The following is a 26,089-nucleotide window of genomic DNA, read 5'->3' as shown; positions in this document are numbered from 1 at the left end:
GCTATCGCCCGTCGGTGTCCGCCACGGAGCCGGGGTTCTCCTCTTGCGGAGCCTCCCGGTCTTCCCTCTCCCTATCCGGACCCTGCACGATGCGTACGGCGTCCCGCAGGGCCTGTCGCTGTTCGTCGCTCATCATCCCGAAGAAGGCGACGAGTGCGGCTGCGGGGTTGTCACTCTGCGACCAGGCGTCGTTCATCAGAGCTGCGGCGTAGGCGGGCCGGGTGGAGACGGCCTCATATCGATAGGCACGTCCTTCGGCCTCCCGCCGGACCCAGCCCTTCTGATGGAGATTGTCCAAAACGGTCATCACCGTGGTGTACGCGATGGACCGTTCCTGCTGAAGGTCTTCCAGGACTTCCCGAACGGTCACCGGGCGGTTCCACTTCCACACCCGCGTCATGACCGCGTCTTCGAGTTCTCCCAATGGGCGAGGCACAGCTCAGAACAATAGTGGGAGATCCCGCCAATGGCGTGCCGGACGTGCACTTTCACCAGCAAACGCGAACAAAAAGGGCGTACGACTCGGAAAGCGCGGGCGGGGTAGGGGGATGCCCGGCGAGTCGTACGCCCGGGAGGGCGCGCGCGGTTCAGACGCCGTCGGCCTTGGCGGCGGCCTGGCCGGCGCTCTCCGCGCGCGCGAGGGCGGCGTCCACCGCGGCGTCCTCCTTGGCCTTGGCGGCGCCCCCCTGGGTCTTCACGATCACCCGGACCAGACCGATGAAGAAGGCGGCCATGACGACCGGGGGCACGAGCGCGGAGACGTAGTCCATGGGTCCAGAGTAGCCACGGGGGATCGGGCGAAAGGGGCGGGGTGGGCGAACCGCTCCCCCGCCCCTGCCGCCCGCCGCTTCTCCGGGCGGCCGCTCAGCCGGCGGCGAGCTGCTGCGGGGGCGCGGCCGGCGGCGAGGTGGGGCGGCGCCGGGGGAAGACCTCGCCCGGGGTGGGAATGGGCCGCTTCGGCAGGGCGGGCTCGGGAGCCGCGGGCCGCGGGGCGGGCCGTTCGGCGGGCTTCTCCTTGGGCTTCTTCTCCGGCTCCTTGGCCACGCCCCCCGGCAGGGCCGTCAGCCGGACCCTGGCGGCCGGAACGGCGGGCGCCGGCACCTTCCGGGCTCCCTGGGCGAGCCGGGCCCGTACATCGCGCTCGGCGAGATCCTGGCAGCGGCCGAGCAGAGCGGCGGCGGTGGTGTTCCCCCGCAGCGCGCGCAGCGCGGCGAGATCGTCCGGGGTGGGGCGGTGCCCGGCCTCCAGCACCTCCTCCAGGAGGGCGAGATAACCGGCGGCGGTCCCCGGCAGCGCGGCGCGGTACCGCGCCAGATCGGCCACCAGGAAGGCACGCAGCCGGGCCCCCTCGCACAACGCCTCGTCGAGCGACTCGGCGAGCCGATGACAGTCCTTGACGTCATCGGCGGAGACGGGACCGGGGTGAAGGGCGAGGGCGAGAGCACGGCGGAGCACACGCAGCTCCTCCGCACCGAACGCCATGCCGCCGCGGGATCCGTATGGCGTGGGCATGAACCGAAGATACGCGTAAATCAGACAAACTCGACACAACCCCCGGGTGTGGCGCCACACGGCCACCCACCTGGCCGCCGCCACAGCACAACCCCTGACCACGAAGCCCGGCCCCCACTCCCCCCAGCCCATCTGATGCCGAGGACGAAGACCGGCCCGCCCCCTTCCCGCCCATCCGGCGCCTGAGGCCGAAGACCGGTCCGCCCGCCGTGAGGACCAAGACCAGTCCGCACCCCCACCCTCCGGCCCATCCGGCGCCTGAGGACTGAGACCGGTCCGCACCTCACCTTCCAGCCCGCCAACCCACACTTTCCAGCCCGTCCGGCGTTTGAGGACGAGGCCGTTCAGGCCGATGCGGGGGCCGGGGGCGGCAGCCCCCCGGGGCGGGGGAGCGAAGGGGGCCACCCCCAGGAGGACGGGACGGGTAGGGGCGGCGGGGGCGAAGAACCCGCGGTCCGCCCCCGCCGGCCGCTCACATCCGCGACACGTTCCGCTCGTACACCAACCGCAGCCCCACCAGCGTCAGCCACGGCTCATGCTCGTCGATCACCGACGACTCCCCCAGCACCATCGGCGCCAACCCACCCGTCGCGATCACCGTCACATCGTCCGGATCATCCGCCAGCTCCCGCGCCATCCGCCCGACCACCCCGTCGACCTGCCCGGCGAACCCGTACACGATGCCCGCCTGCATCGCCTCCACCGTGTTCTTCCCGATCACGCTCCGCGGCCGCGCCACCTCGATCTTCCGCAGCTGCGCGCCCTTGACCCCCAGCGCCTCCACCGAGATCTCGATCCCGGGCGCGATCACACCGCCCACGTACTCCCCGCGCGCGGACACCGCGTCGAAGGTCGTCGCCGTACCGAAGTCGACGACGATCGCCGGCCCCCCGAACAGCTCGACGGCGGCGACCGCGTTGATGATCCGGTCGGCGCCGACCTCCTTGGGGTTGTCGGTGAGGATCGGCACCCCGGTCTTCACCCCGGGCTCCACCAGCACCGCCGGCACATCGCCGTAGTACCGCCGGGTGACCTCGCGCAGCTCGTGCAGCACGCTCGGCACGGTCGCGCAGATCGCGATCCCGTCGATGCCGTCGCCGAGCTCGTCGCCGAGCAGCGGGTGCATGCCCATCAGGCCCTGGAGGAGCACCGCCAGCTCGTCGGCGGTACGGCGCGCGTCCGTGGAGATGCGCCAGTGCTCGACGATGTCCTCGCCGTCGAAGAGCCCGAGGACGGTATGCGTGTTGCCGACGTCGATCGTGAGGAGCATGACGTCACTCCGCCTCGCGCAGATCCAGGCCGATGTCCAGGATCGGCGAGGAGTGGGTGAGGGCGCCGACGGCCAGGAAGTCCACGCCCGTTTCGGCGTACGCCCGCGCGTTGTCCAGCGTGAGCCGCCCGGACGCCTCCAGGAGCGCGCGCCCGCCGACGATCGCGACGGCCTCCTCGCACTCCCCCGGCGTGAAGTTGTCCAGCAGGATCAGGTCGGCGCCCGCGTCGACGACCTCACGCAGCTGGTGCAGGGTGTCGACCTCGACCTCGATCGCGAGCTCCGGGAAGGCCTCGCGGACGGCCTTGAAGGCCTGGGCGACGCCGCCGGCGGCGACCACGTGGTTGTCCTTGACCAGAGCCGCGTCGGAGAGCGACATGCGGTGGTTGACGCCACCGCCGCAGCGCACCGCGAACTTCTCCAGCGACCTGAGCCCCGGAGTGGTCTTCCGGGTGTCACGCACGCGTGTCTGGGTGCCCTCCAGGGCGTCCGCCCACGCGCGCGTGGCGGTCGCGATGCCGGAGAGCCGGTTCAGGATGTTCAGCGCGCTGCGCTCGGCGGTGAGCAGGTCGCGGGTGCGGGTGGTGACCGAGAGCAGTTTCTGCCCGGCCTCGACCCGGTCGCCGTCCTCGACGTGCCGCTCGACCTCGAACTCGTCGGTGCAGACCACGGAGACCACGGCCTCGGCGACCCGGAGGCCCGCGACGACCCCGGCCTCGCGCGCCACGAAGTCGCCGGTCGCCACGGCCTCCTCGGGGATCGTCGCGACGGTCGTCACGTCCACGCCGTTGTCCAGGTCCTCCTGGATGGCCACGGTGGCGATGTCCTCGACCTCGATGGGGTCGAGTCCGGCGGCGGCCAGCAGCTCGGCGAGCGCGGGGTCGAGCCCGCACTCCAGGTACTCCTCGTCGCCCTCGGCTCCACAGGCACAGCCGTCGCCGCAGCCGCCGCCGTCGGCGAGGGGAAGGTCGTTGGTGCTCACGTCTGTCACTGCTCCTGGTGTGGCTGGTGCGGCCGGGTAGGGGGGAAGTCTGCGGTCTCGGTGGTGCGCACGGCCAGTGAACGGTCCGGATTCAGCCGTACGACGATGTGGCGGCCCCAGGTGGCGTCGTCACGGTCGGCGTGGTCCTCACGCCAGTGGCAGCCGCGGGTCTCCTCGCGGCGGCGGGCCGCCTCGACGAGCACCCGCGCGACGCACAGGAGGTTGGTGGCCTCCCAGGTGTCGACGCCGGGCTCGGCGGTCTTGCCGTTCTCGGCCAGGGCGTCACGGGCGTCCGTGTGCAGCCGCTGCAGCTGTTCGGCGGCCCTGGCCAGGGACTCCTCGGAGCGCAGCACACCGGCGCCCTCGCTCATTGTCCGCTGGATGGCGAAGCGGGTCTCGGGGGCGAGCAGCGGGTGCGCGGGCTTCTCGGGGTGCGGAACCGGTGCGGGCACGCGCGCGTGGAGGCCGTGCTCCGCGCGGGCCGCCACGATGTCGGCGGCGATGCGCTCGGCGTAGACGAGGCCTTCGAGGAGGGAGTTGGAGGCGAGCCGGTTCGCGCCGTGCACGCCGGTGCAGGCGACCTCGCCGCACGCGTACAGCCCGGGGACGGTCGTGCGCCCCCGCGCGTCGGTGCGGACGCCGCCGGAGGCGTAGTGGGCGGCCGGGGCGATCGGGATGGGCTCGGTGACCGGGTCGATGCCGTTGGCCCGGCAGGCGGCCAGGATGGTCGGGAAGCGGTGTTCCCACATGTCGGCGCCGAAGTGCCGGGCGTCGAGGTACATGTGCTCGGCGCCCTGCTGCAGCATCCGGCGCAGAATGCCCTTGGCGACGATGTCCCGGGGCGCCAGCTCGGCCAGTTCGTGCTGGCCCACCATGAAGCGCGTGCCGTCCGCGTCGACCAGGTGGGCGCCTTCGCCGCGCACCGCCTCGGAGACCAGCGGCTGCTGGCCCTCCGCGTCCGGGCCGAGGAAGAGCACGGTCGGGTGGAACTGCACGAATTCCAGGTCGCTGATCTCCGCGCCCGCGCGCAGTGCCAGCGCCACGCCGTCGCCGGTCGACACCGACGGGTTGGTGGTCGCGGCGAACACCTGGCCCATGCCGCCGGTGGCGAGGACGACCGCGGGGGCGTGCACGGCGCCCACGCCGTCGTGCTGGCCCTCGCCCATGACGTGCAGGGTGACACCGGCCGTACGGCCCTCGGCGTCGGTCAGCAGGTCCAGGACGAGCGCGTTCTCGATGGCGCGCAGTCCACGTGCGCGTACCGCTTCCACGAGGGCCCGGGAGACCTCGGCGCCGGTGGCGTCGCCGCCCGCGTGCGCGATCCGGCGCCGGTGGTGGCCGCCCTCACGGGTGAGGTCGAGTCCGCCTTCGGAGGACTCGTCGAAGATGGCGCCGGTGTCGATGAGCCGCCGTACCGCGCCGGGGCCCTCGGTGACGAGGATCCGTACCGCCTCCTCGTCACAGAGGCCGGCGCCGGCCACCAGGGTGTCCGCGAGGTGCTGTTCGGGGGTGTCGCCCTCGCCGAGGGCCGCGGCGATGCCGCCCTGCGCCCAGCGCGTGGAGCCGTCGTCCAGGCGGGCCTTGGTGACGACGACGGTGGTGAGCCCGGCGGCCTGGCAGCGCAGGGCCGCGGTCAGGCCGGCCACCCCGGACCCGACGACGACCACGTCCGCCGAGATGCTCCATCCCGGGGCGGGCGCGTGCAGTCGTATGCCTGTGCTGGTGCCTGTGCTGGTCACGAGGCGGCTCCGAGGGTTCCGAAGGTGAGAGGGATGTTGTCGATCAGCCGGGTCGTCCCGACCCGGGCGGCGACGGCGAGGACGGCCTCTCCGGTGAAGTCGTCGTCGATCTCGGTGAAGTCGGAGGGGTCGACCAGGGCGAGGTAGTCCAGTTCGACCGGCGGGTCGTAGTGGGCCGCCTCGTCCAGGACCTGGCGGGCGGCCGCGCGGACCGCGGCGGCGGCGTTCGGCACGGCCTTGGCGACGGCGTGCGCGTCGGCGGCCGCGCGGGATTCGCCTATGGCGCTGAGCGCCTCGGCACGCGCCCGCGAGGACGGCACCTCACGCGCCCGCGCGCGCAGCGCCTCCTGGGCCGCGTGCCGGTCGCGGCCGGCGAACAGCGCGCGGGACAGCGCGAGCGCGGTGCGCCGCTCGTCGGCGGAGAGATAGCGGTTGCGGCTGGACAGCGCGAGCCCGTCGGCCTCGCGGACGGTCGGCACGCCGACGATCTCGATGCCGAAGTTCAGGTCGCGGACCATACGCCGGATCACGGCGAGCTGCTGGGCGTCCTTCTGCCCGAACAGGGCCACGTCGGGCCGCGTGAGATGCAGCAGCTTCGCGACGACGGTGAGGACGCCGTCGAAGTGCCCGGGGCGGGAGGCGCCCTCCAGGAGCGTGCCCATCGGCCCCGCGGTGACCCGCACCTGGGGCTGCCCGCCCGGGTAGACCTCGTCGACCGACGGGGCGAAGACCACGTCGGCGCCGGCCTCTTCGGCGATCTTGAGGTCGGCCTCCAGGGTGCGCGGGTAGCGGTCCAGGTCCTCGCCGGCGCCGAACTGGAGCGGGTTGACGAAGACCGTGACGACGACCTCGCCGTCCGGTCCGGCGATCTCGCGCGCGGCGCGGACCAGGGTGGCGTGGCCCTCGTGCAGGGCGCCCATGGTCATCACGACGGCGCGGCGTCCGTGCCGGACGCGCGCGTGCAGTTCCTCGGCGGTGCGCAGCAGAGCGGTGTTCATAGGGGGTTCCCCTCGGTGCCGTCGGTGCCGTCGGTGCCGTCGTCAGTGCCGGTCGTGCCGTCGGCGTCGCTGGCGCTGTCGGCCAGGACGACGAGGAGGTCCTCGGCGAGCTCCGGCTTCAGCAGGCCGTGCGCGAGCGCCCGGTCGGCCGTCGCGCGGGCCATCGCCAGGTAGCCGTCGACGGCCTGCGGGGCGTGCCTGCGCAACTCCATGACGTGCGCGGCTACGGTGCCCGCGTCCCCGCGCGCGACCGGTCCGGTCAGCGCCGCGTCGCCGGAGCGCAGGGCGTTGTCCAGGGCGGCGCCCAGCAGCGGGCCGAGCATCCGGTCGGGGGCCTCGACTCCGGCGGTGCGCAGCAGCTCCATGGACTGGGCGACGAGGGTGACCAGGTGGTTGGCGCCGAGGGCGAGGGCCGCGTGGTAGAGCGGGCGGCTCTCCTCGGAGATCCACTCCGGCTCGCCGCCCATCTCGATGACGAGGGCCTCGGCGGCCAGCCGCAGCTCCTCGGGTGCGGTCACCCCGAACGAGCAGCCCGCGAGCCGCTGCACGTCCACCGGGGTCCCGGTGAAGGTCATCGCCGGGTGCAGGGCCAGCGGCAGGGCGCCGGCGCGCAGGGCCGGGTCCAGGACCTTGGCTCCGTACCGCCCGGAGGTGTGCACGAGCAGCTGGCCGGGCCGTACGGCGCCGGTCTCGGCGAGGCCGGCGACCAGGCCGGGCAGGGCGTCGTCGGGGATGGTCAGCAGGACCAGGTCGGCGCGCTGGAGGACCTCGGCGGGGGCTACCAGCGGGACGTCGGGCAGCAGCGCCTCGGCGCGCCGCCGGGATGCGTCGGAGACTCCCGAGACGGCCACCGGGCGATGCCCGGCGAGCTGCAGGGACGCGGCCAGCGCGGGACCGACCCGGCCGGCGCCGACGACACCGACGGTGAGCCGCGCGGGGCGGTCACTCGGGTCTGGCTGTTGGACTGTACTCACGCGAGGGTGGCCTTCCCGTTCCAGTCCGCTCTGGGTACCGGACGATTTCTCGTCATGTTAACGCTATCCGGTCCGGGCCCGATCGGTCGTCCACAGGCTGTGGGTGGCCGGTCACATCGGCGGACCGGAAAATGCGCGTGCCCCGGCCGACGCGCCACGGCATCATCCACGGCATGAGTGATACGGCGACGGCCCAGGACGAGCAGCCGACCGAACCCCGGTCGGCGCAAGAGCAGTTGCGAGAGCGGCGCGCCGCCGCCTACCGGCGGGCCGACCGCGTCCTCTCGCGCGCGGGTATGCGGGCCTCGCTGCGCGAACGCCTCGCGCGGCTCCAGGAGGCGGCCCCCGAGGTGTACGACCTGGACGAGCCGTCGGACATCTACGGCAACGGGATCGTCGAGGCCCTGGAGCGGCGCGTCGCGGCCCTGCTGGGCACGGAGGCCGCCGCGTTCTTCCCGACCGGCACGATGGCCCAGCAGGTCGCCCTGCGCTGCTGGGCGGCCCGCACCGGCAACCCCACGGTCGCCCTGCACGCCCTCGCCCACCCCGAGGTGCACGAACGCAACGCCCTGCGCGAGGTGGCCGGCCTGCGCACCGTGCGCGTCACCGGCGAGCCCCAGCTCCCCACCGCCCAGGAGATACGCGACTTCGAAGAACCCTTCGGGGCGCTGATGCTGGAGCTGCCCCTGAGGGACGCCGGTTTCGTGCTGCCCTCCTGGGAGGAGCTCACGGAGCTGGTGGAGGCGGCGCGGGAGCGCGACGCGGTGGTGCATTTCGACGGTGCGCGCCTGTGGGAGTCCACCGTCCACTTCGGGCGCTCCCTGCCCGAGATCGCGGATCTGGCGGACAGCGTCTACGTGTCGTTCTACAAGTCCCTCGACGGCTTCGGCGGTGCCGCGCTGGCCGGCCCGAAGCCCTTGATCGAGGAGGCGAAGACCTGGCGCCACCGCTACGGCGGAATGATCTTCCAGCAGTTCCCGACCGCCCTGGCCGCCCTCGCCGGCCTGGAGCGCGAGCTGCCCCGCCTCCCGGACTACGTCCACCACGCGCGCGTGGTCGCCGCGGCCCTGCGCGAGGGCTTCGCCGAGGCCGGGCTCTCCTGGTCCCGCGTCCACCCCGAGCAACCGCACACCCACCAGTTCCAGCTCTGGCTGCCGTACGAGCCCGATGTGCTGATGGAGACGGCGGTACGCCAGGCCGAGGATACCGGCACCTACCTCTTCCCCGGCTTCTGGGAGACCAAGGGCCCAGGCCTGTCCATGACCGAGGTGACGGTGACGGAGGCGGGCCTGAAGTGGACGGCCCAGGACGTGAGAACAGCGGCCGCGGACTTCGCAACGCGGTTGCCTTCAGCGCCCCGTTAGGGGCGCGGGGCTGTGTTCACTGCGCGGCTGCCGCCCCGTGGGCGCGAGCAACCACACTCCGCCGGCACCCGCACCCTCACCGCACCCGGCACCCCACCAGGCGCCCGGCCCCACCTCAACCGTGTCCGCCGCCCGCCCGCACCAGCCCCGTCTCGTAGGCCAGCACGACCACCTGCACGCGGTCGCGGAGCCCCAGCTTGGTCAGGATGCGGCCCACATGGGTCTTCACGGTCGCCTCGGACAGCACCAGCCGGCTCGCGATCTCGCCGTTCGACAGGCCCTGCGCGACCAGCACCATCACCTCGCGCTCGCGGTCGGTGAGCCGGTCCAGTTCCTGGTGCCGGTGCTCCTTGCCGGCGGAGGGCAGCATCGGCGCGAACCGGTCGAGCAGGCGCCGGGTGGTGGAGGGCGCGACCACGGCGTCGCCGCTGTGCACGGAGCGGATGGCGGCCAGCAGCTCGCCCGGGGGCACGTCCTTGAGCATGAAGCCGGAGGCGCCCGCCTTCAGCCCGGAGAAGGCGTACTCGTCGAGGTCGAAGGTGGTCAGGATGAGCACCTTGGGCGCGTCGGGCTCCGCGCAGATGCGCCGGGTGGCCTCCACGCCGTCCAGCTTGGGCATGCGCACGTCCATCAGGACGACGTCCACGGCGGTGGCCTTCAGCACCTGGAGGGCCTCGACGCCGTCGCCCGCCTCCGCGACGACCTCCATGTCCGGCTGGGCCGCGAGCACCATCCGGAACCCGGTGCGCAGCAGCACCTGGTCGTCGACGAGCATCACGCGGATCGTCATCGGGTCCTCTTCCGTTGCCGTTTTCGTCCGTCTGTCAGGGGTTTCCCGCGGATTTTCCGGGGGCGTGACAGGTGTCAACCGGGGGCGTGCGTCTGGGTCAGTGCGCCGGTTTGAGCGGCAGCAGGGCACTGATGCGGAATCCTCCGCCAGGGCGGGGGCCGGCGTCGAGGGTGCCGCCCACCATGCCGACCCGTTCGCGCATGCCGATCAGGCCGTGTCCCTGGCCGTCGGCGCCGCCCTCCTCGTACATCTCGTGCGGGGCGCCCTTGCCGTCGTCCTCCACCAGCAGGCCGAGTCCGTCGTCGAAGTAGACCAGCCGCACGCTGGCGCCCGTGTTGGGGCCGCCGTGCTTGCGGGTGTTGGTGAGCGCCTCCTGCACGATCCGGTACGCCGTGAGCTCGACGCCGCTGGGCAGCGGGCGCGGGGTGCCCTCGACCTTGAAGTCGACGGGCAGGCCGGAGCTGCGGCACTGCTCGACCAGATCGTCGATCTGCTCGACGTCGGGCTGGGGGACGTACTCGCCGACCTCCTTGTGCTCGCCGGTGCGCAGCACGCCCAGCAGGCGGCGCATCTCGGCGAGGGCCTGGCGGCCGGTGGAGGAGATCGTCTCCAGGGCCTTCTTCGCCTGGTCGGGTGCGGCGTCGAGGACGTAGGCCGCGCCGTCGGCCTGGACCACCATCACGGAGACGTTGTGCGCGACCACGTCGTGCAGCTCGCGCGCGATCCGGGCGCGCTCGGCGGCGACCGCGACCTTGGCCTGCGCCTCGCGCTCCTTCTCCAGCCGGGCGGCGCGCTCCTCAAGCTGCGCGAAGTAGGCGCGGCGGGTGCGCATGGAGTCGCCGAGCACCCAGGCGAGCACGAACGGCACCGTCTGGAACAGCACGATCGCGAGGTTCCCCGGGAGACTCGCCTCCTCCTGAGGCCACCGGATCTGGGCCAGGGGCGCCGCGCACAGCCCGGCGTAGAGGCCGAACCGGGACGCCCAGCGTGCGCCGACGGCGGCGTTCGTGCAGACGATCACCAGCATGGCGAAGTTGGCGGCGGTCGTCTCCACGTCCAGCACCAGCTGGGCCAGGCCGGTGGCCGCGGCCAGCATCAGCATCTGCTCGGGGAAACGACGGCGCAGCGCGATGACGACGCTCATCACGACGGACACGGCCAGCATGGCGGCCCTTGGTCCGTGGTGCCCCTGATCCGCCCCGAGCTTCCAGGTGCTCGCGGCGGAAATCCCGAACAGGACGACAGCCCAGAAGCTGTCGACCCATGTCGGGTGCCTGCGGAGGAAGTCATAGAGGCGCTGCACGTAACCCAGCGTAGGGAAGCGCGACAGGTGCAGGGGTCAACCGGAGGGCCGATCCCTGTTACGCACGCGTACTCCGCAAGGTGGAGAAGGTGATCACCTGTGCGCCTAGTCTGGGCCGGTGACGGATGAGGCGACGCGAGAGACGGCCGATGACGCACGTGGCTGGCGTGCGGCCACCGAGGCGGCCCTGTACGGCCCCGGCGGCTTCTACCGGCGCCCGGAGGGCCCCGCCGGGCACTTCCGTACGTCGGTGCACGCCTCGCCGCTGTTCGCCGAGGCCGTGGCCGAGCTGCTGTGCCGGGTGGACGAGGCCCTGGGCCGCCCCGAGACGCTGGACTTCGTCGACATGGGCGCCGGCCGGGGCGAGCTGGTCACCGGTGTGCTCGCGGCGCTGCCCGCGGACGTGGCGGCACGCGTGCGTGCGTACGCCGTCGAGCTCGCCGACCGCCCGCCGGGCCTGCCCGACCGGATCACCTGGCTGACCGAGCTCCCGCGCACGGTCACCGGGCTGCTCTTCGCCAACGAGTGGCTGGACAACGTGCCGGTCGAGGTCGCCGAGGTGGACGCGGCCGGGGTGCCCCGGCTGGTGCTGGTCCGGCCGGACGGCACCGAGCTGCTCGGCGAGCGCGTGGCGGGCGCGGAGGCGCAGTGGCTCGCGCGGTGGTGGCCGCTGGGTACGGAGCCGGGACAGCGCGCGGAGGTCGGGCTGCCGCGGGACCGGGCCTGGGCGTCGGCCGTCACCAGCATCCAGAGGGGGCTCGCGGTGGCCGTGGACTACGCGCACACGCTGACCACGCGCCCCCCGTTCGGGACGCTGACCGGCTTCCGCCAGGGACGGCCCACGGCTCCCGTGCCGGACGGGGCGTGCGACATCACGGCGCACGTCGCGCTGGACGCGTGCACGGCGCTCGACCCGGCGCTCAGGCTGCCCGAGGCGCTCCTGTGCACACAGCGCGACGCCCTGCGCGCCCTCGGCCTGGTGGGCGCACGCCCACCGCTCACGCTCGCCTCCACACACCCCGCCGGATACGTGCGCGCCCTCACGATCGCGGGAGAGGCCGCCGAACTGACCGCCCCCGGCGGCCTGGGCGACTTCCTCTGGCTGCTCCAGCCGGTGGGCATCAAGGACGCACTGCTCTGACTGCCTGCCGGCAGCTGCTTGACGATGTCGGCCACTTGACGATGTCGCCCACCTACTTGTCGATGTCCCCCACCACGAAGAACATCGACCCGAGGATCGCGACCATGTCCGCCACCAGCGTTCCCGGCAGCAGTTCGGTCAGGACCTGGATGTTGTTGTAGGACGCCGAGCGCAGTTTCAGCCGGTACGGGGTCTTCTCGCCCTTGCTGACGAGGTAGTAGCCGTTGATGCCGAGGGGGTTCTCGGTCCAGGCGTAGGTGTGGCCCTCGGGTGCCTTGAGGACCTTGGGGAGCCGCTGGTTGATCGGTCCCGGCGGCAGGTCGGCGAGGCGGTCCAGGCAGGCGTCGGCCAGCTCCAGGGCGTTGTGGGTCTGCTCCAGAAGGCACTCGAAGCGGGCCAGGCAGTCGCCCTCGGCGCGGGTGACGACCTTCAGGGTGTCCTGGAGCTCGTCGTAGGCCAGGTAGGGCTCGTCGCGGCGCAGATCGAAGTCGACGCCCGAGGCGCGGGCGATGGGCCCGCTCACGCCGTACGCGTGCACGGCCTCCGGCGTGAGGGCGCCGACGCCGCGGGTGCGGCCGCGGAAGATCTCGTTGCCGAGGACCAGGTCGTCGAAGACGTCCATCCGGGAGCGCACGGCGGAGACGGCGCCACGCGCGCGTGCGGTCCAGCCGGCCGGCAGATCCTCCTTGAGGCCGCCGACGCGGTTGAACATGTAGTGCATGCGCCCGCCGGAGACCTCCTCCATGACGTTCTGCAGCACCTCGCGCTCGCGGAACGCGTAGAAGACCGGGGTGATCCCGCCGAGCTCCAGCGGATAGGAGCCGAGGAACATCAGGTGGTTGAGGACCCGGTTCAGCTCGGCGAGCAGGGTGCGCGTCCACACCGCGCGGACGGGCACCTCCATGCCGAGCATGCGCTCCACGGCGAGGACCACGCCCAGCTCGTTCGAGAAGGCCGACAGCCAGTCGTGGCGGTTGGCGAGCATGATGATCTGCCGGTAGTCGCGGGCCTCGAAGAGCTTCTCCGCGCCCCGGTGCATGTAGCCGATCACCGGCTCCGCGGAGATGATCCGCTCGCCGTCCAGCACCAGCTTCAGCCGCAGCACGCCGTGCGTGGAGGGGTGCTGGGGACCGATGTTGAGCACCATGTCGGTGCTCTCCGCGGCGCCGCCGATCCCGACCGTGGTCTCCGTCGTAGGAGTCATGGATCCAGTCTCTCCTACGTACGCTGGCGTCATGGAGACGGGGAGCCCGGCCGGCGCCGGGACGAAGGGGACCGAACCGTTCTGGACGGGGCTGCCGTCCGGACTGCTGCGGATGCGCCGGCTGCTGCTCGTCGTGTGGCTGGGGCCGGCCGCTCTCGGCGTGGGTCTGCTGCTCGGCCTGCTGGCCGGCCCGGGATGGGCGGCCTTCGCGCTGCTGCCGCTGGCCGCGCTGGCGTGGGGCTGGGTGCTGCTGGGCCGCAACTGGCGGTCCTGGCGGTACGCCGAGCGCGCCGACGACCTGCTGATCACCCGCGGGGTGCTGTGGCGCGAGGAGACCGTGGTGCCGTACGGGCGGATGCAGCTGGTGGAGGTGACCTCGGGGCCCGTCGAGCGGCACTTCGGGCTCGCCAGCGTGCAGCTGCACACCGCGGCCGCGGCCACCGACGCGACGATCCCCGGCCTCGACCCGGCCGAGGCGGAACGGCTGCGCGACCGGCTCACCGAGCTCGGCGAGGCCCGATCGGCGGGGCTGTGACCACGCCGGGCGTCGAAAGCGCCGTCGGCGCGGGCAAGGCCGTGGGCGAGCGGCGGCTGCACCCGGTGACGCCGTTCCGGCGTGCGTGGGCGCCGGTCGCGGTGCTCACCGGCTGGGCGGTGCACGACCCGAACCAGGCGCAGGAGCAGCTGACGAAACTGACCACGACCATGGTCCTGGGCGGGCTCGCCGTCCTGGTCACGGCGGGGGCTCTCTACGGCTTCCTCACCTGGTGGTTCACCTACTTCGCGGTGACCGACAGCGAACTGCGCATACGCACCGGCCTGTTGTTCCGGCGCACCGCGCACATCCGGCTGGAGCGGATCCAGGCCGTCGACGTCACCCAGCCGCTCCTCGCGCGCGTGGCGGGCGTCGCCAAGCTGCGCATAGACGTCGTGGGCACCGACAAGAAGGACGAGCTCGCCTTCCTGGGCCAGGGTGAGGCCCGTCGGCTGCGCGCGGAGCTGCTGGCACGCGCCGCCGGGTTCGCGCCCGAGACGGCGCACGAGGTCGGGGAGGCGCCGGCGCACGAGCTGATGCGCGTGCCCCCGAACAAGCTCGCGATCTCGATCGTGCTGACGGGCGCCACCTGGGGCTCCCTGGCCGCCGCCCTCCTCGCTCCGCCGTTCCTCTGGCTGGCCACCCACAGTGTGTGGACGGTCCTCGCCACCGCCGTGCCGCTGCTCGGCGCGGCGGCCACGACCAGTGTGGGGCGGTTCGTCGGCGAGTACGACTGGACGGTGGGCGAGTCCCCGGACGGGCTGCGCATCGACCACGGGCTGCTCGACCGCACGCACGAGACGGTGCCGCCGGGGCGGGTGCAGACCGTGCGGATCGTGGAGCCGCTGCTGTGGCGGCCGCTGCGCTGGGTGCGGGTGGAGCTGGACGTGGCCGGGTCGGCGAACTCGGTGCTGGTGCCGGTCGCCCCGCGTGCGGTCGCCGAGTCGGTCGTCGCGCGCGTGCTGCCCGGCGTCACCGTGCCCGGTGAGCTGCTGCGGCCGCCGGGGCGGGCCCGGTGGTGCGTGCCCCTGTGGTGGCGCGGGTACGGGCTCGCGGTCACGGACGCGGTGTTCGCGGCGCGGCACGGGCTGCTGCGCCGGCGCCTCGTGCTCGTCCCGCACGCCAAGGTGCAGAGCGTACGGCTGACCCAGGGCCCCTGGGGGCGGCTGTGGCGGCTCGCGGACGTTCACGTGGACACGGGAGCCGACAAGACCGTGACGGCCCGTCTACGGGGCGCCGAGGAGGCCGCGTCGCTGCTGCGGGAGCAGGCGGAGCGGTCCCGGACGGGGCGCCGGACCGCGCGGCCGGACCGCTGGATGGCCGGATGACCCGACGGCCGACTCGGGGCGACGCCTCCGGCCACGGTTCGGGGACCGGCGGGCCGTCGGCCGGGTGCGGCTGCGCGGGAGCTGGTCGCGCTGTTCCCCGCTAAAGGGGCGCTGCGCGAGGCGCCCCCGAAGGGGCGCGGGGAACTGCGCGCTCAGCCACGACCGCGTCGCACCCGACCGACGGCTGCGCGGCCTCGGAACGGCTTGGGCCGGGGCACCCCGCGAGGTGCCCCGGCCCAGGATCGCCTCGTGTTCAGGAGGCGGCGGTGCCTCAGGAGGCGGCGCTGCGCAGGCCGCCGAGGTTGATCTGCTCCGTCTCGTCGTGCGCGGTGAGGTCGATGACCTGGCCGGCGCCCCGCGCGCGTGCGTCGGCGGGCTTGAACTCGGCCTCGGACTCGGCCTTGTGGAGCGCGAGGGCCTCCTGGCCGACGACGTCCGCGAGGTCCTCGTTGTGCATGGAGTCCAGGCCGCCTTCCGGCGAGCCCTTCTGGGTGCCGAAGAAGTCGAAGCCGCCGGTGACCAGCGGGCGCGGGATCGGCGCGGCCGGCAGGACGGCCACCGCGGTCGGGACCGTGAAATGGCCCGAGGGCTTCACGGAGTTGGCGGACGGTGCCGTCGTGGGGTGGGCGTCCTGCTCCGGTGCTGCCGGGGCGGTGTCCTCCGGCTCGGCCGTGGTGGCGGCGGCCGCGCGCGCGTGCCCGTCGGCCGCCTCGGGCTGCCCCTGCGCCTCGTCCTCCGGCGCGGTCTCGCCCTTCGGGGTCTCGGGCCCGGCGGCCGTCCCCGCCGTGCCCTCGGTGGACGCGGTGGACGCGTCGGCCCCGGCCGCCGAAGCGTCCTTCTCGTCGAACCGGGCCAGTGCCACCTTGGCCCGCAGGAACAGCTTGGAACCCTCCGGCGAGAAGATGGCGGGAGCCGTCTCCTCGACCGTCAGCTCCTCGGCCTTCTCCTCGACGGCCGCCGGCTTCTCCGCCTCTTGGGCGCTCCGGGCGGCCGGCAGGGCGTTCGACGGCGCGCCGGCCTCGATCTCCAGCAGGCGGCGGCCCTCCAGGGCGCTCGCCCGCTCGGTCTCGGCCGTGGCGTAGCGGCGCAGCAGGGACGCGTGCTCGTTGCGCAGTCCCGCCAGTTCCGCCCGCTTCGCGCGCAGCCGCTGCTCCAGCTTGGCGCGCAGCTCCCGCGACTCCTCCAGGTCGGTCTCCAGCTCGGCGATCCGCTCCTCGTGGCGCCACTCGTCGCTCGCACGCGCGCGTGACAGGTCGGCCACCTGCTTGCCCGCCTCGCTGTCCCAGCGCCGCATGACGGCGGCACCGACGACCGCGGTGGCCGCGGCTATCGCGGCCAGGGTGCGCAGCGCCGTCGGTTGGGAGAACAGCCAGGGGCCCAGGGCGCAGACGAGGGAGACACCGGCGATCGCCGAAGGAGGCAACAGCCTGTGCAAAGGCGGGGAATGACGGTGGCGTCCACGTGGCATGGCCAGAAACTTACCGCGCGTAGGCGAATCGTGGTGCCCCGGGCCGTAAAAACACAGCGACAACGAAGCCTTCACCCGGTATCGGCAGGGCAGGGACTCAGTGATCGCCCAATCGGCCGCTGATCCACTGGAGCGTCGCGGGGATCTCGCGGCGCCAGGTATTGAAGTTGTGGCCGCCGCTGTCGAGGATGATCGAGGAGATCCGGGTCAGCTTCGTGGCCTCCACGCTCGCGATGAATTTCAGCGTTGCCTTGTAGTTGGTTTCTCCGACCTTGCTGCTGGTGACCAGCAGGGAGGTGTCCGGGGCGGGCTCGTGCGCGAGGAACCACCAGAGGTCCGCGCGGTTCTGGAGATTCCGGTCGCCCTGGAAGAGGTCGCCGGTCGTGGCGTCCAGGGGCGCCTTGTACGACGGGGAGAGTCCGGCGCCGGCCCCGTAGACGCCGGGGTGGTGCATCGCGAGCTTGAGTGCGCAGTAGCCGCCCGTCGAGTCGCCGACGATCCCCCAGCCGCCCCGCTTCACGGTGGCCCGGTAGTGCGCGCGTACGGCGTCGGGCAGGTCCCTGGCGAAGAAGGTCTCGGTCTGCGGGCCGTGCGGGACGTCCACGCACTCGGTGTCCCTGGGCGGCGCGACCGTGGGCCGCAGCATCACCAGGATCGCCGGCCGCATCTTCCCGTCCCGGACCAGGTGCTGGGCGGTGCGCGGGTAGTGCAGCTTGTCGACCAGCGCCCGCGCGGTGCCCGGATAGCCGCTGAGGACGACCACCACCGGGAACGTACGCGTGCGGTACTGCTGCTGGAAGTACTCCGGCGGCAGGTACACGTACGCGGGCGTGGCGATGTGCGTCGTACGGCCGACGATGTCGACCTGCTGGATCTGACCGGCTGTACGGGGCAGCGAGCCGCCCATGCCGTGCACCTCGGAGATGGACACCACGTGGAGCGGAGCACCGGCCGGGGCGCCCGCCGTGTGGTCGACGACGACGCCCTGGTCGGTCTCCGTGCCGAGCAGGTCCCCCCAGCTCGCGTAGAAACCGAAAGCCTGGTTGACGGCTATCCCCAGGCACGCGAAGAGCGCCAACTGGGTGGCCAGCAAAAGGCCGGCGCGGCCGCTGACGGCCCGCCAGTTCCGGCGGGCCAGCCGGGGCCACAGCCACAGCGTGCCTACGAACAGCAGTACGGCGAACAAGATCGCCAACGCCAGCATTTTATCGCTCGTGAGACCCATGAGGTGCTTCCTGCCTGCGCTTTCCCCCGTGACCCCCGCCGCTTTGAGCGAGTCTTGCCCCGGGCTTTCCCTGGCCTTTTAACCGGCTTTCCGGTGGGGAGTGAACCTCTCCCCCCGAGACACCGTCCTAGAGGGCGCAATGTCGCCGGATGCCCCAATCGGGCCCGGATTCAAGGTCTCTCGCAGAACTACGGGATGCGATGTCTGTCAGGATAGATGGGGAAATGTCGGGCGAGGTTCCGAGCCGATCAGGCCGGGCGCGGCGCATAGTCCGTGGCCCGCGCCCCGATGCCGTCCCCGCTCTGGTGGGCAGGGCGTGCGCGGTCGTAGGCGTCCTGGACATCGCGGCGGGGGTGTTCCCACGCTTCCGGCACAGCCGTATGCACGCCATGGCGGAGGTACTGCCCGGCTCGCTCGGCCCGTTCGCCGCCGCGCTCTCGCTCAGCGTCGGCGTGCTGTTGCTGCTGCTCGCGCACGGGCTCAAGCGGCGCAAGCGCCGGGCCTGGCGGGCCGCGGTCGCGCTGCTGCCGGCCGGCGCCGTGTCGCAGTTCGTGTACCGGCACTCGGTCATCGGCGCGCTGATCTCACTGGCGCTGTTCGTGCCGCTGGTGATCCACCGCGACGAGTTCAAGGCGCTGCCCGACCCGCGCAGCCGGTGGCGCGCGCTCGCCAACTTCGTGCTCATGAGCGCCGGTTCGCTCGCGCTCGGCCTGGTCGTCGTCAGCGCCCACCCGAAGCGCACCATCGGCGACCCGAGCCTGGCCGACCGGATCACGCACGTCCTGTACGGCCTGTTCGGCTTCGAGGGTCCCGTCGACTACGAGGGGTCCACCTCCTGGACGGTCGCCTTCTCGCTCGGCGCCCTCGGTCTGATCACCGCGGTCACCACCGTCTACCTGGCCTTCCGCCCCGAACACCCCGCCGCACGCCTCACCGAGGAGGACGAGTCGCGGCTGCGCGCCCTCCTGGAGAAGCACGGCGCGCGCGACTCCCTCGGCCACTTCGCGCTCCGCCGCGACAAGGCGGTCGTCTTCTCCCCCAGCAGCAAGGCGGCGGTCACCTACCGCGTCGTCTCCGGCGTGATGCTCGCCAGCGGCGACCCGATCGGCGACGTCGAGGCCTGGCCCGGCGCCATCGAACGCTTCATGGACGAGGCCAAGGCCCACTCCTGGACCCCCGCCGTCATGGGCTGCTCGGAGACGGGCGGCGAGGTGTGGACCCGTGAGACCGGCCTGGACGCCCTCGAACTGGGCGACGAGGCGGTGGTGGACGTGGCGGATTTCTCGCTCGCCGGACGCGCGATGCGCAACGTGCGCCAGATGGTCAAGCGCATCGAGCGGGCCGGCTACGAAACCCGGGTACGGCGCATCCGTGACGTCGGCGAGGCAGAGCTCGACCGCATCCGCCGGGCCGCCGAGGACTGGCGCGGCACCGACACCGAGCGCGGCTTCTCGATGGCGCTCGGCCGCATCGGCGACCCCGCCGACGGCGACTGCCTGATCGCCACCGCCCACAAGGCGGACGAGACGCCCGGTCCCTACGGCGACCTCAAGGCGATCCTGCACTTCGTGCCCTGGGGCACCGACGGCGTCTCCCTCGACCTGATGCGCCGCGACCGCTCGGCCGACCCCGGGATGAACGAACTGCTCATCGTGGCCGCCCTCCAGGGCGCCCCGAAGCTCGGCATCACCCGGATCTCGCTCAACTTCGCGATGTTCCGCTCGGCGCTCGCACGCGGCGAGAAGATCGGCGCGGGACCGGTGCTGCGCGCCTGGCGCGGACTGCTGGTGTTCCTCTCGCGCTGGTTCCAGATCGAGTCGCTGTACAAGTTCAACGCGAAGTTCCAGCCGCGCTGGGAGCCGCGCTTCGTGGTCTACCGGGCCTCCGGCGACCTCCCGCGCATCGGTCTCGCCGCCATGCAGGCCGAGGGCTTCGTCAGCCTCGCCCTGCCGCTGCCGCGCTTCCTGCGCCGCCGGCCGCCCGTCTCCCGCCCGTGCGCCCACAGCCTCGCCGAACAGGAGATACGAGCGGCCTGACCCCATGACCGGCCCGAGCGGACGCCCCTCCCCCTCCAGCCCGGGGGCGCCGCTCGGGCCACGGGGGCTGACCGCGGGACCCTGGGCCTACGCTGAACGTATGAGCAACCACAGCGGACGTGGCCAGGTGACAGGGCTTCCGGCATGGGACCGGTGCGCCGTCATGGGGGTCGTGAACGTCACCCCCGACTCCTTCTCCGACGGCGGCCGCTGGTTCGACACGACCGCCGCCGTCAAGCACGGTCTCGTCCTGGTCGCCGAGGGCGCCGACCTCGTCGACGTCGGCGGCGAGTCCACCCGCCCCGGCGCCACCCGCGTCGACGAGGACGAGGAACTGCGCCGGGTCGTCCCGGTCGTCCGCGGCCTCGCCGCCGAAGGCGTCGTCGTCTCCGTCGACACCGTGCGCGCCTCCGTCGCCCGGCAGGCGCTCGCCGCCGGCGCCGCCCTCGTCAACGACGTCAGCGGCGGCCTCGCCGACCCCGACATGATCCCCGTCGTCGCCGACTCCGGCGCCCCCTTCGTCGTCATGCACTGGCGCGGCTTCCTGGAGGGCGGCAACGTCAAGGGCGTGTACGACGACGTCGTCGGCGAGGTCCTCGACGAACTGCACGCGCGCGTGGAAGCCGTCCTGGCCGGCGGCATCTCCCCGGACCGGGTCGTCGTCGACCCCGGCCTCGGCTTCTCCAAGAACTCCGAGCACGACCTGACCCTGCTCGCCCACCTCGACCGGCTGCACGCCCTGGGCCACCCGCTGCTCGTCGCCGCCTCCCGCAAGCGGTTCCTCGGCCGGGTCCTGGCCGGACCCGAGGGGGCGCCCCCGCCTGCCCGGGAGCGCGACGCGGCGACGGCCGCCGTCTCGGCGCTCGCGGCGCACGCCGGCGCGTGGGCGGTGCGCGTGCACGAGGTACGCGCCACTGCGGACGCGGTGCGGGTCGCGCGCGCCATAGAGGAGGCACGCGCCGGGACGAACGCGCCGGGCGCGCAGGCCGCGCAGCACGCTTCCCACCGTGCAGAAGGAGCCCGGTGAGCGCCCCCCATACCGACGTCGAGCACGTCGAGGCCGCCAACACCGCCTTCTACGAGGCACTGGAGAACGGCGACTTCGAGACGGTCTCCTCCCTCTGGCTCACCCCCGCCGACCTGGGCGTCGACGAGCAGTACCACGACCCGGCCGACAGCGGCGTGATCTCCTGCGTGCACCCGGGCTGGCCGGTGCTGACCGGCCGCGGCGAAGTCCTGCGGTCCTACGCGCTGATCATGGCGAACACCGACTACATCCAGTTCTTCCTCACCGACGTGCACGTCTCCGTGACCGGCGACACCGCCCTGGTGACCTGCACCGAGAACATCCTCAGCGGCGGCCCGGCCCCCGAGGGCGGCCAGGAGCTCGGCCCGCTGGTGGGACAGCTGGTCGTCGCGACGAACGTGTTCCGGCGCACCCAGGACGGCTGGAAGCTCTGGTCCCATCACGCCTCCCCGGTGCTCTCCGAGACCGACGAGGACGAGGAGGACGACACGCCCTCCTGACGCCACGCCCTCCTGAGCGCGGGAACCCCGTCGGGAAGCCCCGCGGGTGCCCCGCTGCCCCTCGCGGAGCAAGAAGTGGCTGGAATCACGAACTCGCGAGTAGGTACGGCGACCGGCCCATGAGCCGCCGGGTTCTCCAGGGGAAACACGCGATGAACCCTGGCGCACCCCGCCGGGCCCGCGCGCCCCGTACCCCGGCTCCGTCAGTGCCCGCAGGTAGATTCATGTGAAGCCGGTCGATCGCCCGCACGCGATGCCGCCCGGCCGCCACACCGACGATTGCAGGAGTGATTCGCGTGGATCGTGTCGCGCTGCGCGGCCTGAGGGCCCGTGGGCACCACGGTGTCTTCCCCAAGGAGCGCGAGGAGGGCCAGACCTTCATCGTGGACCTCGTCCTCGGCCTGGACACCCGGCCGGCGGCCGCCGACGACGACCTGGCGAAGACCGTGCACTACGGCATCGTGGCCGAGGAGGTCGTCGCCGTGGTCGAGGGGGAGCCGGTGAACCTGATCGAGACGCTCGCCGAGCGGATCGCCCAGGTCTGCCTCAAGCACGAAGGGGTAAGAGAGGTCGAGGTCCAGGTCCACAAGCCGGACGCGCCCATCACCGTCCCCTTCGACGACGTCACCGTCACCATCACCCGGAGCCGAGTATGACCGCATCCTCCCTGCGGGGTCCCAGCGACCCGACCGTACAGCCGGTGCCCGCCTCCGTCGTCGAGCAGGTGGACGCCGCCGACACCACCCTGTCCAATCCCAAACGCGCCGTGGTCGCCCTCGGCTCCAACCTCGGCAACCGCCTGGAGACCCTCCAGGGCGCCATCGACGCCCTGGAGGACACCCCGGGCGTCCGCATCAAGGCCGTGTCGCCGGTGTACGAGACGGAGCCGTGGGGCGTCGAGCCCGGCAGCCAGCCGACGTACTACAACGCGGTCGTGGTGCTCAAGACCACCCTTCCGCCGTCCTCCCTGCTGGAGCGGGCGCACGCGGTCGAGGAGGCGTTCAACCGGGTGCGGGACGAGCGCTGGGGCCCGCGCACCCTCGACGTCGACATCGTCGCCTACGCCGACGTCGTCTCCGACGACCCGCGGCTCACCCTCCCGCACCCGCGCGCCCACGAGCGCGCCTTCGTGCTCGCGCCCTGGTACGACGTCGACCCCGAGGCCCTGCTGCCCGGCCGCGGCACGGTCGCGGAGCTGCTGGCCGCCGTCACCCGGCACGGCGTGGAAGCCCGCGGGGACCTGGAACTCCGACTGCCCGAGTAGTCGTTAAGGTCGAGACGACCACATCGCTGCGGGGGAGCTGAAGGAACACAGTGAAAGAGCTGCGGATCAGGGTGCTGGCCGGCGTCTTCGTCGTGGCCGGAGTGCTGTCCTGGGCAGGCGCCCGCCTGTGGAACGCGGTGGGGACCCTGCCGAGCGTGCCGGTGGCCGCCCCGATCGTCCTCGCCCTGATCGCCGTGGTCCTGCTCTCCACGGCACTCTCCCTGCGCGCCCGGCTCAGGGCCCAGCGCGAGCGCCGTCCCGGCGCCAAGGGCGTCGACCCCCTGATGGCGGCCCGCGCGGTCGTCTTCGGTCAGGCGAGCGCCCTGGTCGCGGCCCTGGTCGCCGGCATGTACGGCGGCACGGGCGTCTTCCTGCTGGAACTCCTCGACCTCCCCACCCGCCGCGACCAGGCCCTCTACGCGGCCTTCTCGGTCGTCGCCGGCATCGCCGTGATAGCGGCGGCCCTCTTCCTGGAACGGGTGTGCAGGCTCCCTGAGGACGACGACGACAACCACAGCGGGGCCGAGCCGGTGGCCTGAGCCCCGCCGCCCCGGCGGGTCAGCGCGCCAGTATCAGGCTCATCGCCTCGGCGCGGGTCGTCGCGTCCCGGAGCTGGCCACGGACCGCCGACGTCGTCGTCTTGGCTCCCGGCTTGCGGATTCCGCGCACCGACATGCACATGTGCTCGGCCTCGACCACGACGATCACGCCCCGGGCCTCAAGGATCCGCATGAGCGAGTCCGCGACCTGCGTGGTGAGTCGTTCCTGCACCTGCAGCCGGCGGGCGAACACCTCGACCAGGCGCGCGAGCTTCGACAGACCCGTGATCTTGCCGGAATCCGCCGGGATGTAGCCGACATGGGCCACCCCGTGGAACGGCAGCATGTGATGCTCGCAGAGACTGACGATCTCGATGTCCTTGACCAGGACCATCTCGTCATGGCCGAGATCGAACGTCGTCGTCAGGACCTCTTCGGGCTGCTGGTGGTTCCCGGCCAGCAGCTCGCGATAGGCCCGCGCCACCCGCGCCGGAGTCTCCCTCAGACCCTCGCGGTCCGGGTCCTCGCCGACCGCGATGAGGAGTTCGCGTACGGCGTTCTCGGCGCGTTTCTCGTCGAACTCGCCGATGGCGCCGTCGCCGTCCAGGGTCACGGGGTCGGTCATCTGAGGTGCCTCGTTCCTTCGGGTGAGCGCGTGTGGGCCGCGCGCCTCATGTGCGGGCATACCGAAATGCCGCGCCCCCCAGGCTAGATCCTGGGGGGCGCGGCATCCATTCCGAGCCAGGTGAGACCGGTGTGAATCAGCTCTCGGGACGGTCCTCCGGGGCCTTCTCGACCGCCGGGGCGGACTCGGCCGCCGTGGACTTCACCGTGCTGATCGCCGGCGTCGAGCCGTTCGCCCCGTTGGTCAGTGCGAGCTCCCTCGGGGAGAGCACCGGCGGGCGGGTGGACGGCGTACGACGGGAGGAGCCGGTCCAGGCGGGCCGGGCGGGCCGCTTGTGGAGCGCCGAGAAGATCTCGGCGATCTCCTCCTTGCCCAGCGTCTCCTTCTCCAGGAGCTGGAGCACCAGGTTGTCGAGGACGTCACGGTTCTCGACCAGGATCTCCCAGGCCTCGTTGTGCGCGTTCTCGATCAGCTTCTTGACTTCCTCGTCCACCAGGGCGGCGACCTCTTCCGAGTAGTCGCGCTGGTGGGACATCTCACGGCCGAGGAAGGGCTCGGTGTTGTCGCCGCCGAACTTGATCGCGCCGAGACGCTCGGTCATGCCGTACTGCGTGACCATCGCGCGAGCGGTGGCCGTGGCCTTCTCGATGTCGTTCGCGGCGCCCGTGGTCGGGTCGTGGAAGACCAGTTCCTCGGCCGCGCGGCCGCCCAGCATGTAGGCGAGCTGGTCGAGCATCTCGTTGCGCGTGGTCGAGTACTTGTCCTCGTCCGGCAGGACCATCGTGTAGCCGAGGGCGCGGCCGCGGGACAAGATGGTGATCTTGTGGACCGGGTCGGAGTTCGGAGACGCCGCCGCGACCAGGGCGTGGCCGCCCTCGTGGTACGCGGTGATCTTCTTCTCCTTGTCCGACATGATCCGGGTCCGCTTCTGCGGGCCCGCGACCACACGGTCGATCGCCTCGTCGAGCATCTGGTTGTCGATGAGCTTGCGGTCGCTGCGGGCCGTGAGCAGGGCCGCCTCGTTCAGCACGTTCGACAGGTCGGCGCCGGTGAAGCCCGGCGTACGGCGGGCGACCGCCGCGAGGTCGACGTCGGGCGCGACCGGCTTGCCCTTCTGGTGGACCTTGAGGATCTCCAGACGGCCCTGCAGGTCCGGCGGGTCGACCGCGATCTGGCGGTCGAAACGGCCGGGGCGCAACAGCGCCGGGTCGAGGATGTCGGGCCGGTTCGTCGCGGCGATGAGAATCACACCGCCCTTGACGTCGAAGCCGTCCATCTCGACGAGCAGCTGGTTCAGCGTCTGCTCGCGCTCGTCGTGACCGCCGCCGAGGCCGGCGCCGCGGTGGCGGCCGACCGCGTCGATCTCGTCGACGAAGACGATCGCCGGGGCGTTCGCCTTGGCCTGCTCGAAGAGGTCACGCACTCGGGAGGCACCGACACCGACGAACATCTCGACGAAGTCGGAACCGGAGATCGAGTAGAAGGGGACCCCTGCCTCGCCGGCGACGGCACGCGCGAGCAGCGTCTTGCCGGTGCCGGGACGGCCGTAGAGGAGCACACCCTTGGGAATCTTGGCGCCGACGGCCTGGAACTTGGCCGGCTCCTGCAGGAACTCCTTGATCTCGTGGAGTTCCTCGACGGCCTCGTCGCAGCCCGCGACGTCCGCGAAGGTCGTCTTCGGGGTGTCCTTGGTGATGAGCTTCGCCTTGGACTTGCCGAAGTTCATGACCCGGGAGCCGCCGCCCTGCATCTGGTTCATCAGGAACAGGAAGACGACCACGATGAGGACGAAGGGCAGCAGGGACAGCAGGACGCTGACGAACGCGTTCTGCTTGGTCGGCGCGACGGTGTACCCGTCGGGGATCTGCTTGTCCTGGTACTTGGTCTGCAGCGTGTTGGCGATGGTGACGCCCTGGTCGCCGATGTAGCTCGCCTGGATCTTCGAGCTGCCGCCGACCTTCTCGCCGTTCTTGAGCGTGACCTTGATGGTCTGCTCGTCACCGGTGGTCAGCTTCGCCGACTCCACCTTGTTGTCATTGATCGCCGCCACGACCTGGCCGGTGTCCACCGTCTTGTAGCCGCCGGACGAGCCGACGACCTGCATCAACACGACCACGGCAAGGACGGCCAGCACGATCCACATGACCGGCCCACGGAAGTATCGCTTCACGTCCATCCATACGGAGCGGTGTCGCCCCGTCCCTCCTGCCATAGTGAGTTTGATAAGACAGTTCTTCTGACGGTACCCCAGCATTGTGGCCCGAA

General features: G+C 72.3%; 25 protein-coding genes. 10 read left to right on the top strand and 15 right to left on the bottom strand.

Annotation, left to right across the window (positions count from 1 at the left end; all coding sequences use genetic code 11):
- Position 1 precedes the first annotated feature (1 nt).
- The 8 genes from OHB00_RS29005 to OHB00_RS28970 form a co-directional block, all read right to left on the bottom strand.
- Positions 2-436 (bottom strand): BlaI/MecI/CopY family transcriptional regulator, encoded by a 435-nt coding sequence (locus OHB00_RS29005; protein WP_406438962.1) that lies wholly within the window; start codon positions 434-436, stop codon positions 2-4.
- A gap of 151 nt (positions 437-587) precedes the next feature.
- A complete protein-coding gene (locus OHB00_RS29000) occupies positions 588-770 on the bottom strand; it encodes a hypothetical protein (protein WP_406438960.1) in 183 nt (60 codons plus the stop codon).
- Between the two features lie 94 nt (positions 771-864).
- A complete protein-coding gene (locus OHB00_RS28995) occupies positions 865-1,482 on the bottom strand; it encodes a hypothetical protein (RefSeq protein ID WP_406446022.1) in 618 nt (205 codons plus the stop codon).
- Positions 1,483-1,984: 502 nt separating this feature from the next.
- Complete coding sequence (locus OHB00_RS28990) at positions 1,985-2,782, bottom strand: type III pantothenate kinase (RefSeq protein WP_089099902.1); 798 nt, start codon at positions 2,780-2,782, stop codon at positions 1,985-1,987.
- Between the two features lie 4 nt (positions 2,783-2,786).
- Entirely contained in the window at positions 2,787-3,764 is a 978-nt protein-coding gene (gene nadC / locus OHB00_RS28985; protein WP_406438958.1) for a carboxylating nicotinate-nucleotide diphosphorylase, read from the bottom strand.
- A 5-nt stretch (positions 3,765-3,769) separates the two neighbouring features.
- Positions 3,770-5,503, bottom strand: coding sequence for an L-aspartate oxidase (locus OHB00_RS28980; protein WP_406438956.1), 1,734 nt, complete (start codon positions 5,501-5,503; stop codon positions 3,770-3,772).
- A complete protein-coding gene (panC, locus tag OHB00_RS28975; protein WP_406438954.1) occupies positions 5,500-6,501 on the bottom strand; it encodes a pantoate--beta-alanine ligase in 1,002 nt (333 codons plus the stop codon). The genes OHB00_RS28980 and panC overlap by 4 nt, the downstream gene beginning before the upstream one ends.
- A complete protein-coding gene (locus OHB00_RS28970) occupies positions 6,498-7,475 on the bottom strand; it encodes a Rossmann-like and DUF2520 domain-containing protein (RefSeq protein ID WP_406438952.1) in 978 nt (325 codons plus the stop codon). Before OHB00_RS28970 ends, panC begins: the two co-directional genes overlap by 4 nt.
- 173 nt (positions 7,476-7,648) lie before the next feature.
- On the opposite strand from OHB00_RS28970, the gene OHB00_RS28965 reads away from it, so the two are divergent.
- The gene (locus OHB00_RS28965; RefSeq protein ID WP_406438950.1) at positions 7,649-8,839 is read left to right on the top strand and encodes a threonine aldolase family protein; all 1,191 of its coding nucleotides are present in this window, start codon (positions 7,649-7,651) and stop codon (positions 8,837-8,839) included.
- Positions 8,840-8,954: 115 nt separating this feature from the next.
- On the opposite strand, the gene OHB00_RS28960 is transcribed toward OHB00_RS28965, so the two are convergent.
- Together OHB00_RS28960 and OHB00_RS28955 are read right to left on the bottom strand one after the other, a co-directional pair.
- Positions 8,955-9,629, bottom strand: a complete 675-nt coding sequence (locus tag OHB00_RS28960; protein WP_406438948.1) for a response regulator — start codon at positions 9,627-9,629, stop codon at positions 8,955-8,957.
- A 97-nt stretch (positions 9,630-9,726) separates the two neighbouring features.
- A complete protein-coding gene (locus OHB00_RS28955) occupies positions 9,727-10,932 on the bottom strand; it encodes a sensor histidine kinase (RefSeq protein ID WP_406438946.1) in 1,206 nt (401 codons plus the stop codon).
- 118 nt (positions 10,933-11,050) lie between these two features.
- Between OHB00_RS28955 and OHB00_RS28950 the strand changes: the two genes are divergently transcribed.
- On the top strand, positions 11,051-12,073 hold the full coding sequence (locus OHB00_RS28950) for an SAM-dependent methyltransferase (RefSeq protein WP_406438944.1): 1,023 nt from the start codon (positions 11,051-11,053) through the stop codon (positions 12,071-12,073).
- A gap of 52 nt (positions 12,074-12,125) precedes the next feature.
- On the opposite strand, the gene OHB00_RS28945 is transcribed toward OHB00_RS28950, so the two are convergent.
- Positions 12,126-13,277, bottom strand: coding sequence for an NADH-quinone oxidoreductase subunit D (locus OHB00_RS28945; RefSeq protein WP_406438942.1), 1,152 nt, complete (start codon positions 13,275-13,277; stop codon positions 12,126-12,128).
- A gap of 31 nt (positions 13,278-13,308) precedes the next feature.
- On the opposite strand from OHB00_RS28945, the gene OHB00_RS28940 reads away from it, so the two are divergent.
- Both OHB00_RS28940 and OHB00_RS28935 read left to right on the top strand, forming a co-directional pair.
- Positions 13,309-13,812 (top strand): PH domain-containing protein, encoded by a 504-nt coding sequence (locus OHB00_RS28940; RefSeq protein ID WP_406438940.1) that lies wholly within the window; start codon positions 13,309-13,311, stop codon positions 13,810-13,812.
- Positions 13,809-15,140 (top strand): PH domain-containing protein, encoded by a 1,332-nt coding sequence (locus tag OHB00_RS28935; RefSeq protein ID WP_406438939.1) that lies wholly within the window; start codon positions 13,809-13,811, stop codon positions 15,138-15,140. The genes OHB00_RS28940 and OHB00_RS28935 overlap by 4 nt, the downstream gene beginning before the upstream one ends.
- A 271-nt stretch (positions 15,141-15,411) precedes the next feature.
- Here OHB00_RS28935 and OHB00_RS28930 read toward each other — a convergent pair whose 3' ends face one another.
- Positions 15,412-16,608 carry a hypothetical protein gene (locus OHB00_RS28930; RefSeq protein ID WP_406438937.1) on the bottom strand — a complete coding sequence of 399 codons (1,197 nt, stop codon included), beginning with the start codon at positions 16,606-16,608 and terminating at the stop codon, positions 15,412-15,414.
- A gap of 97 nt (positions 16,609-16,705) precedes the next feature.
- Positions 16,706-17,833, bottom strand: a complete 1,128-nt coding sequence (locus OHB00_RS28925; RefSeq protein WP_406438936.1) for an alpha/beta hydrolase — start codon at positions 17,831-17,833, stop codon at positions 16,706-16,708.
- 224 nt (positions 17,834-18,057) lie between these two features.
- Between OHB00_RS28925 and OHB00_RS28920 the strand changes: the two genes are divergently transcribed.
- The 6 genes from OHB00_RS28920 (at position 18,058) to OHB00_RS28895 (ending at position 23,199) form a co-directional block, all read left to right on the top strand.
- A complete protein-coding gene (locus tag OHB00_RS28920) occupies positions 18,058-19,869 on the top strand; it encodes a phosphatidylglycerol lysyltransferase domain-containing protein (protein ID WP_406438934.1) in 1,812 nt (603 codons plus the stop codon).
- 100 nt (positions 19,870-19,969) lie between these two features.
- Entirely contained in the window at positions 19,970-20,896 is a 927-nt protein-coding gene (folP, locus tag OHB00_RS28915; RefSeq protein WP_406438932.1) for a dihydropteroate synthase, read from the top strand.
- A complete protein-coding gene (locus tag OHB00_RS28910) occupies positions 20,893-21,396 on the top strand; it encodes a nuclear transport factor 2 family protein (protein WP_406438930.1) in 504 nt (167 codons plus the stop codon). Before folP ends, OHB00_RS28910 begins: the two co-directional genes overlap by 4 nt.
- A gap of 296 nt (positions 21,397-21,692) precedes the next feature.
- The gene (gene folB / locus OHB00_RS28905; protein ID WP_362592893.1) at positions 21,693-22,052 is read left to right on the top strand and encodes a dihydroneopterin aldolase; all 360 of its coding nucleotides are present in this window, start codon (positions 21,693-21,695) and stop codon (positions 22,050-22,052) included.
- Complete coding sequence (gene folK / locus OHB00_RS28900) at positions 22,049-22,660, top strand: 2-amino-4-hydroxy-6-hydroxymethyldihydropteridine diphosphokinase (RefSeq protein ID WP_406438928.1); 612 nt, start codon at positions 22,049-22,051, stop codon at positions 22,658-22,660. Before folB ends, folK begins: the two co-directional genes overlap by 4 nt.
- 50 nt (positions 22,661-22,710) lie before the next feature.
- On the top strand, positions 22,711-23,199 hold the full coding sequence (locus tag OHB00_RS28895; RefSeq protein ID WP_406438926.1) for a DUF3180 domain-containing protein: 489 nt from the start codon (positions 22,711-22,713) through the stop codon (positions 23,197-23,199).
- Between the two features lie 19 nt (positions 23,200-23,218).
- On the opposite strand, the gene folE is transcribed toward OHB00_RS28895, so the two are convergent.
- Entirely contained in the window at positions 23,219-23,824 is a 606-nt protein-coding gene (gene folE / locus OHB00_RS28890; protein ID WP_406438925.1) for a GTP cyclohydrolase I FolE, read from the bottom strand.
- Positions 23,825-23,960: 136 nt separating this feature from the next.
- Positions 23,961-26,000, bottom strand: coding sequence for an ATP-dependent zinc metalloprotease FtsH (ftsH, locus tag OHB00_RS28885; RefSeq protein ID WP_406438923.1), 2,040 nt, complete (start codon positions 25,998-26,000; stop codon positions 23,961-23,963).
- Between the last annotated feature and the right edge of the window lie 89 nt (positions 26,001-26,089).

This window comes from Streptomyces sp. NBC_00631, assembly GCF_045206895.1.
GTDB lineage: Bacteria > Actinomycetota > Actinomycetes > Streptomycetales > Streptomycetaceae > Streptomyces.
This window is presented reverse-complemented; position numbering and strand designations above follow the sequence as displayed.

Excerpts from the sequence above, each read along its gene's own strand:
- OHB00_RS28945 (WP_406438942.1), bottom strand. The coding sequence starts at position 13,277 with ATGACTCCTACGACGGAGACCACGGTCGGGATCGGCGGCGCCGCGGAG.
- folK (WP_406438928.1), top strand. The coding sequence starts at position 22,049 with ATGACCGCATCCTCCCTGCGGGGTCCCAGCGACCCGACCGTACAGCCG.
- ftsH (WP_406438923.1), bottom strand. The coding sequence starts at position 26,000 with ATGGACGTGAAGCGATACTTCCGTGGGCCGGTCATGTGGATCGTGCTG.
- OHB00_RS28995 (WP_406446022.1), bottom strand. The coding sequence starts at position 1,482 with ATGGCGTTCGGTGCGGAGGAGCTGCGTGTGCTCCGCCGTGCTCTCGCC.
- OHB00_RS28940 (WP_406438940.1), top strand. The coding sequence starts at position 13,309 with ATGGAGACGGGGAGCCCGGCCGGCGCCGGGACGAAGGGGACCGAACCG.
- panC (WP_406438954.1), bottom strand. The coding sequence starts at position 6,501 with ATGAACACCGCTCTGCTGCGCACCGCCGAGGAACTGCACGCGCGCGTC.
- OHB00_RS28925 (WP_406438936.1), bottom strand. The coding sequence starts at position 17,833 with ATGGGTCTCACGAGCGATAAAATGCTGGCGTTGGCGATCTTGTTCGCC.
- OHB00_RS28965 (WP_406438950.1), top strand. The coding sequence starts at position 7,649 with ATGAGTGATACGGCGACGGCCCAGGACGAGCAGCCGACCGAACCCCGG.
- folE (WP_406438925.1), bottom strand. The coding sequence starts at position 23,824 with ATGACCGACCCCGTGACCCTGGACGGCGACGGCGCCATCGGCGAGTTC.
- OHB00_RS28960 (WP_406438948.1), bottom strand. The coding sequence starts at position 9,629 with ATGACGATCCGCGTGATGCTCGTCGACGACCAGGTGCTGCTGCGCACC.
- OHB00_RS28930 (WP_406438937.1), bottom strand. The coding sequence starts at position 16,608 with ATGCCACGTGGACGCCACCGTCATTCCCCGCCTTTGCACAGGCTGTTG.
- OHB00_RS28920 (WP_406438934.1), top strand. The coding sequence starts at position 18,058 with ATGTCGGGCGAGGTTCCGAGCCGATCAGGCCGGGCGCGGCGCATAGTC.
- OHB00_RS28990 (WP_089099902.1), bottom strand. The coding sequence starts at position 2,782 with ATGCTCCTCACGATCGACGTCGGCAACACGCATACCGTCCTCGGGCTC.
- OHB00_RS29000 (WP_406438960.1), bottom strand. The coding sequence starts at position 770 with ATGGACTACGTCTCCGCGCTCGTGCCCCCGGTCGTCATGGCCGCCTTC.
- folP (WP_406438932.1), top strand. The coding sequence starts at position 19,970 with ATGAGCAACCACAGCGGACGTGGCCAGGTGACAGGGCTTCCGGCATGG.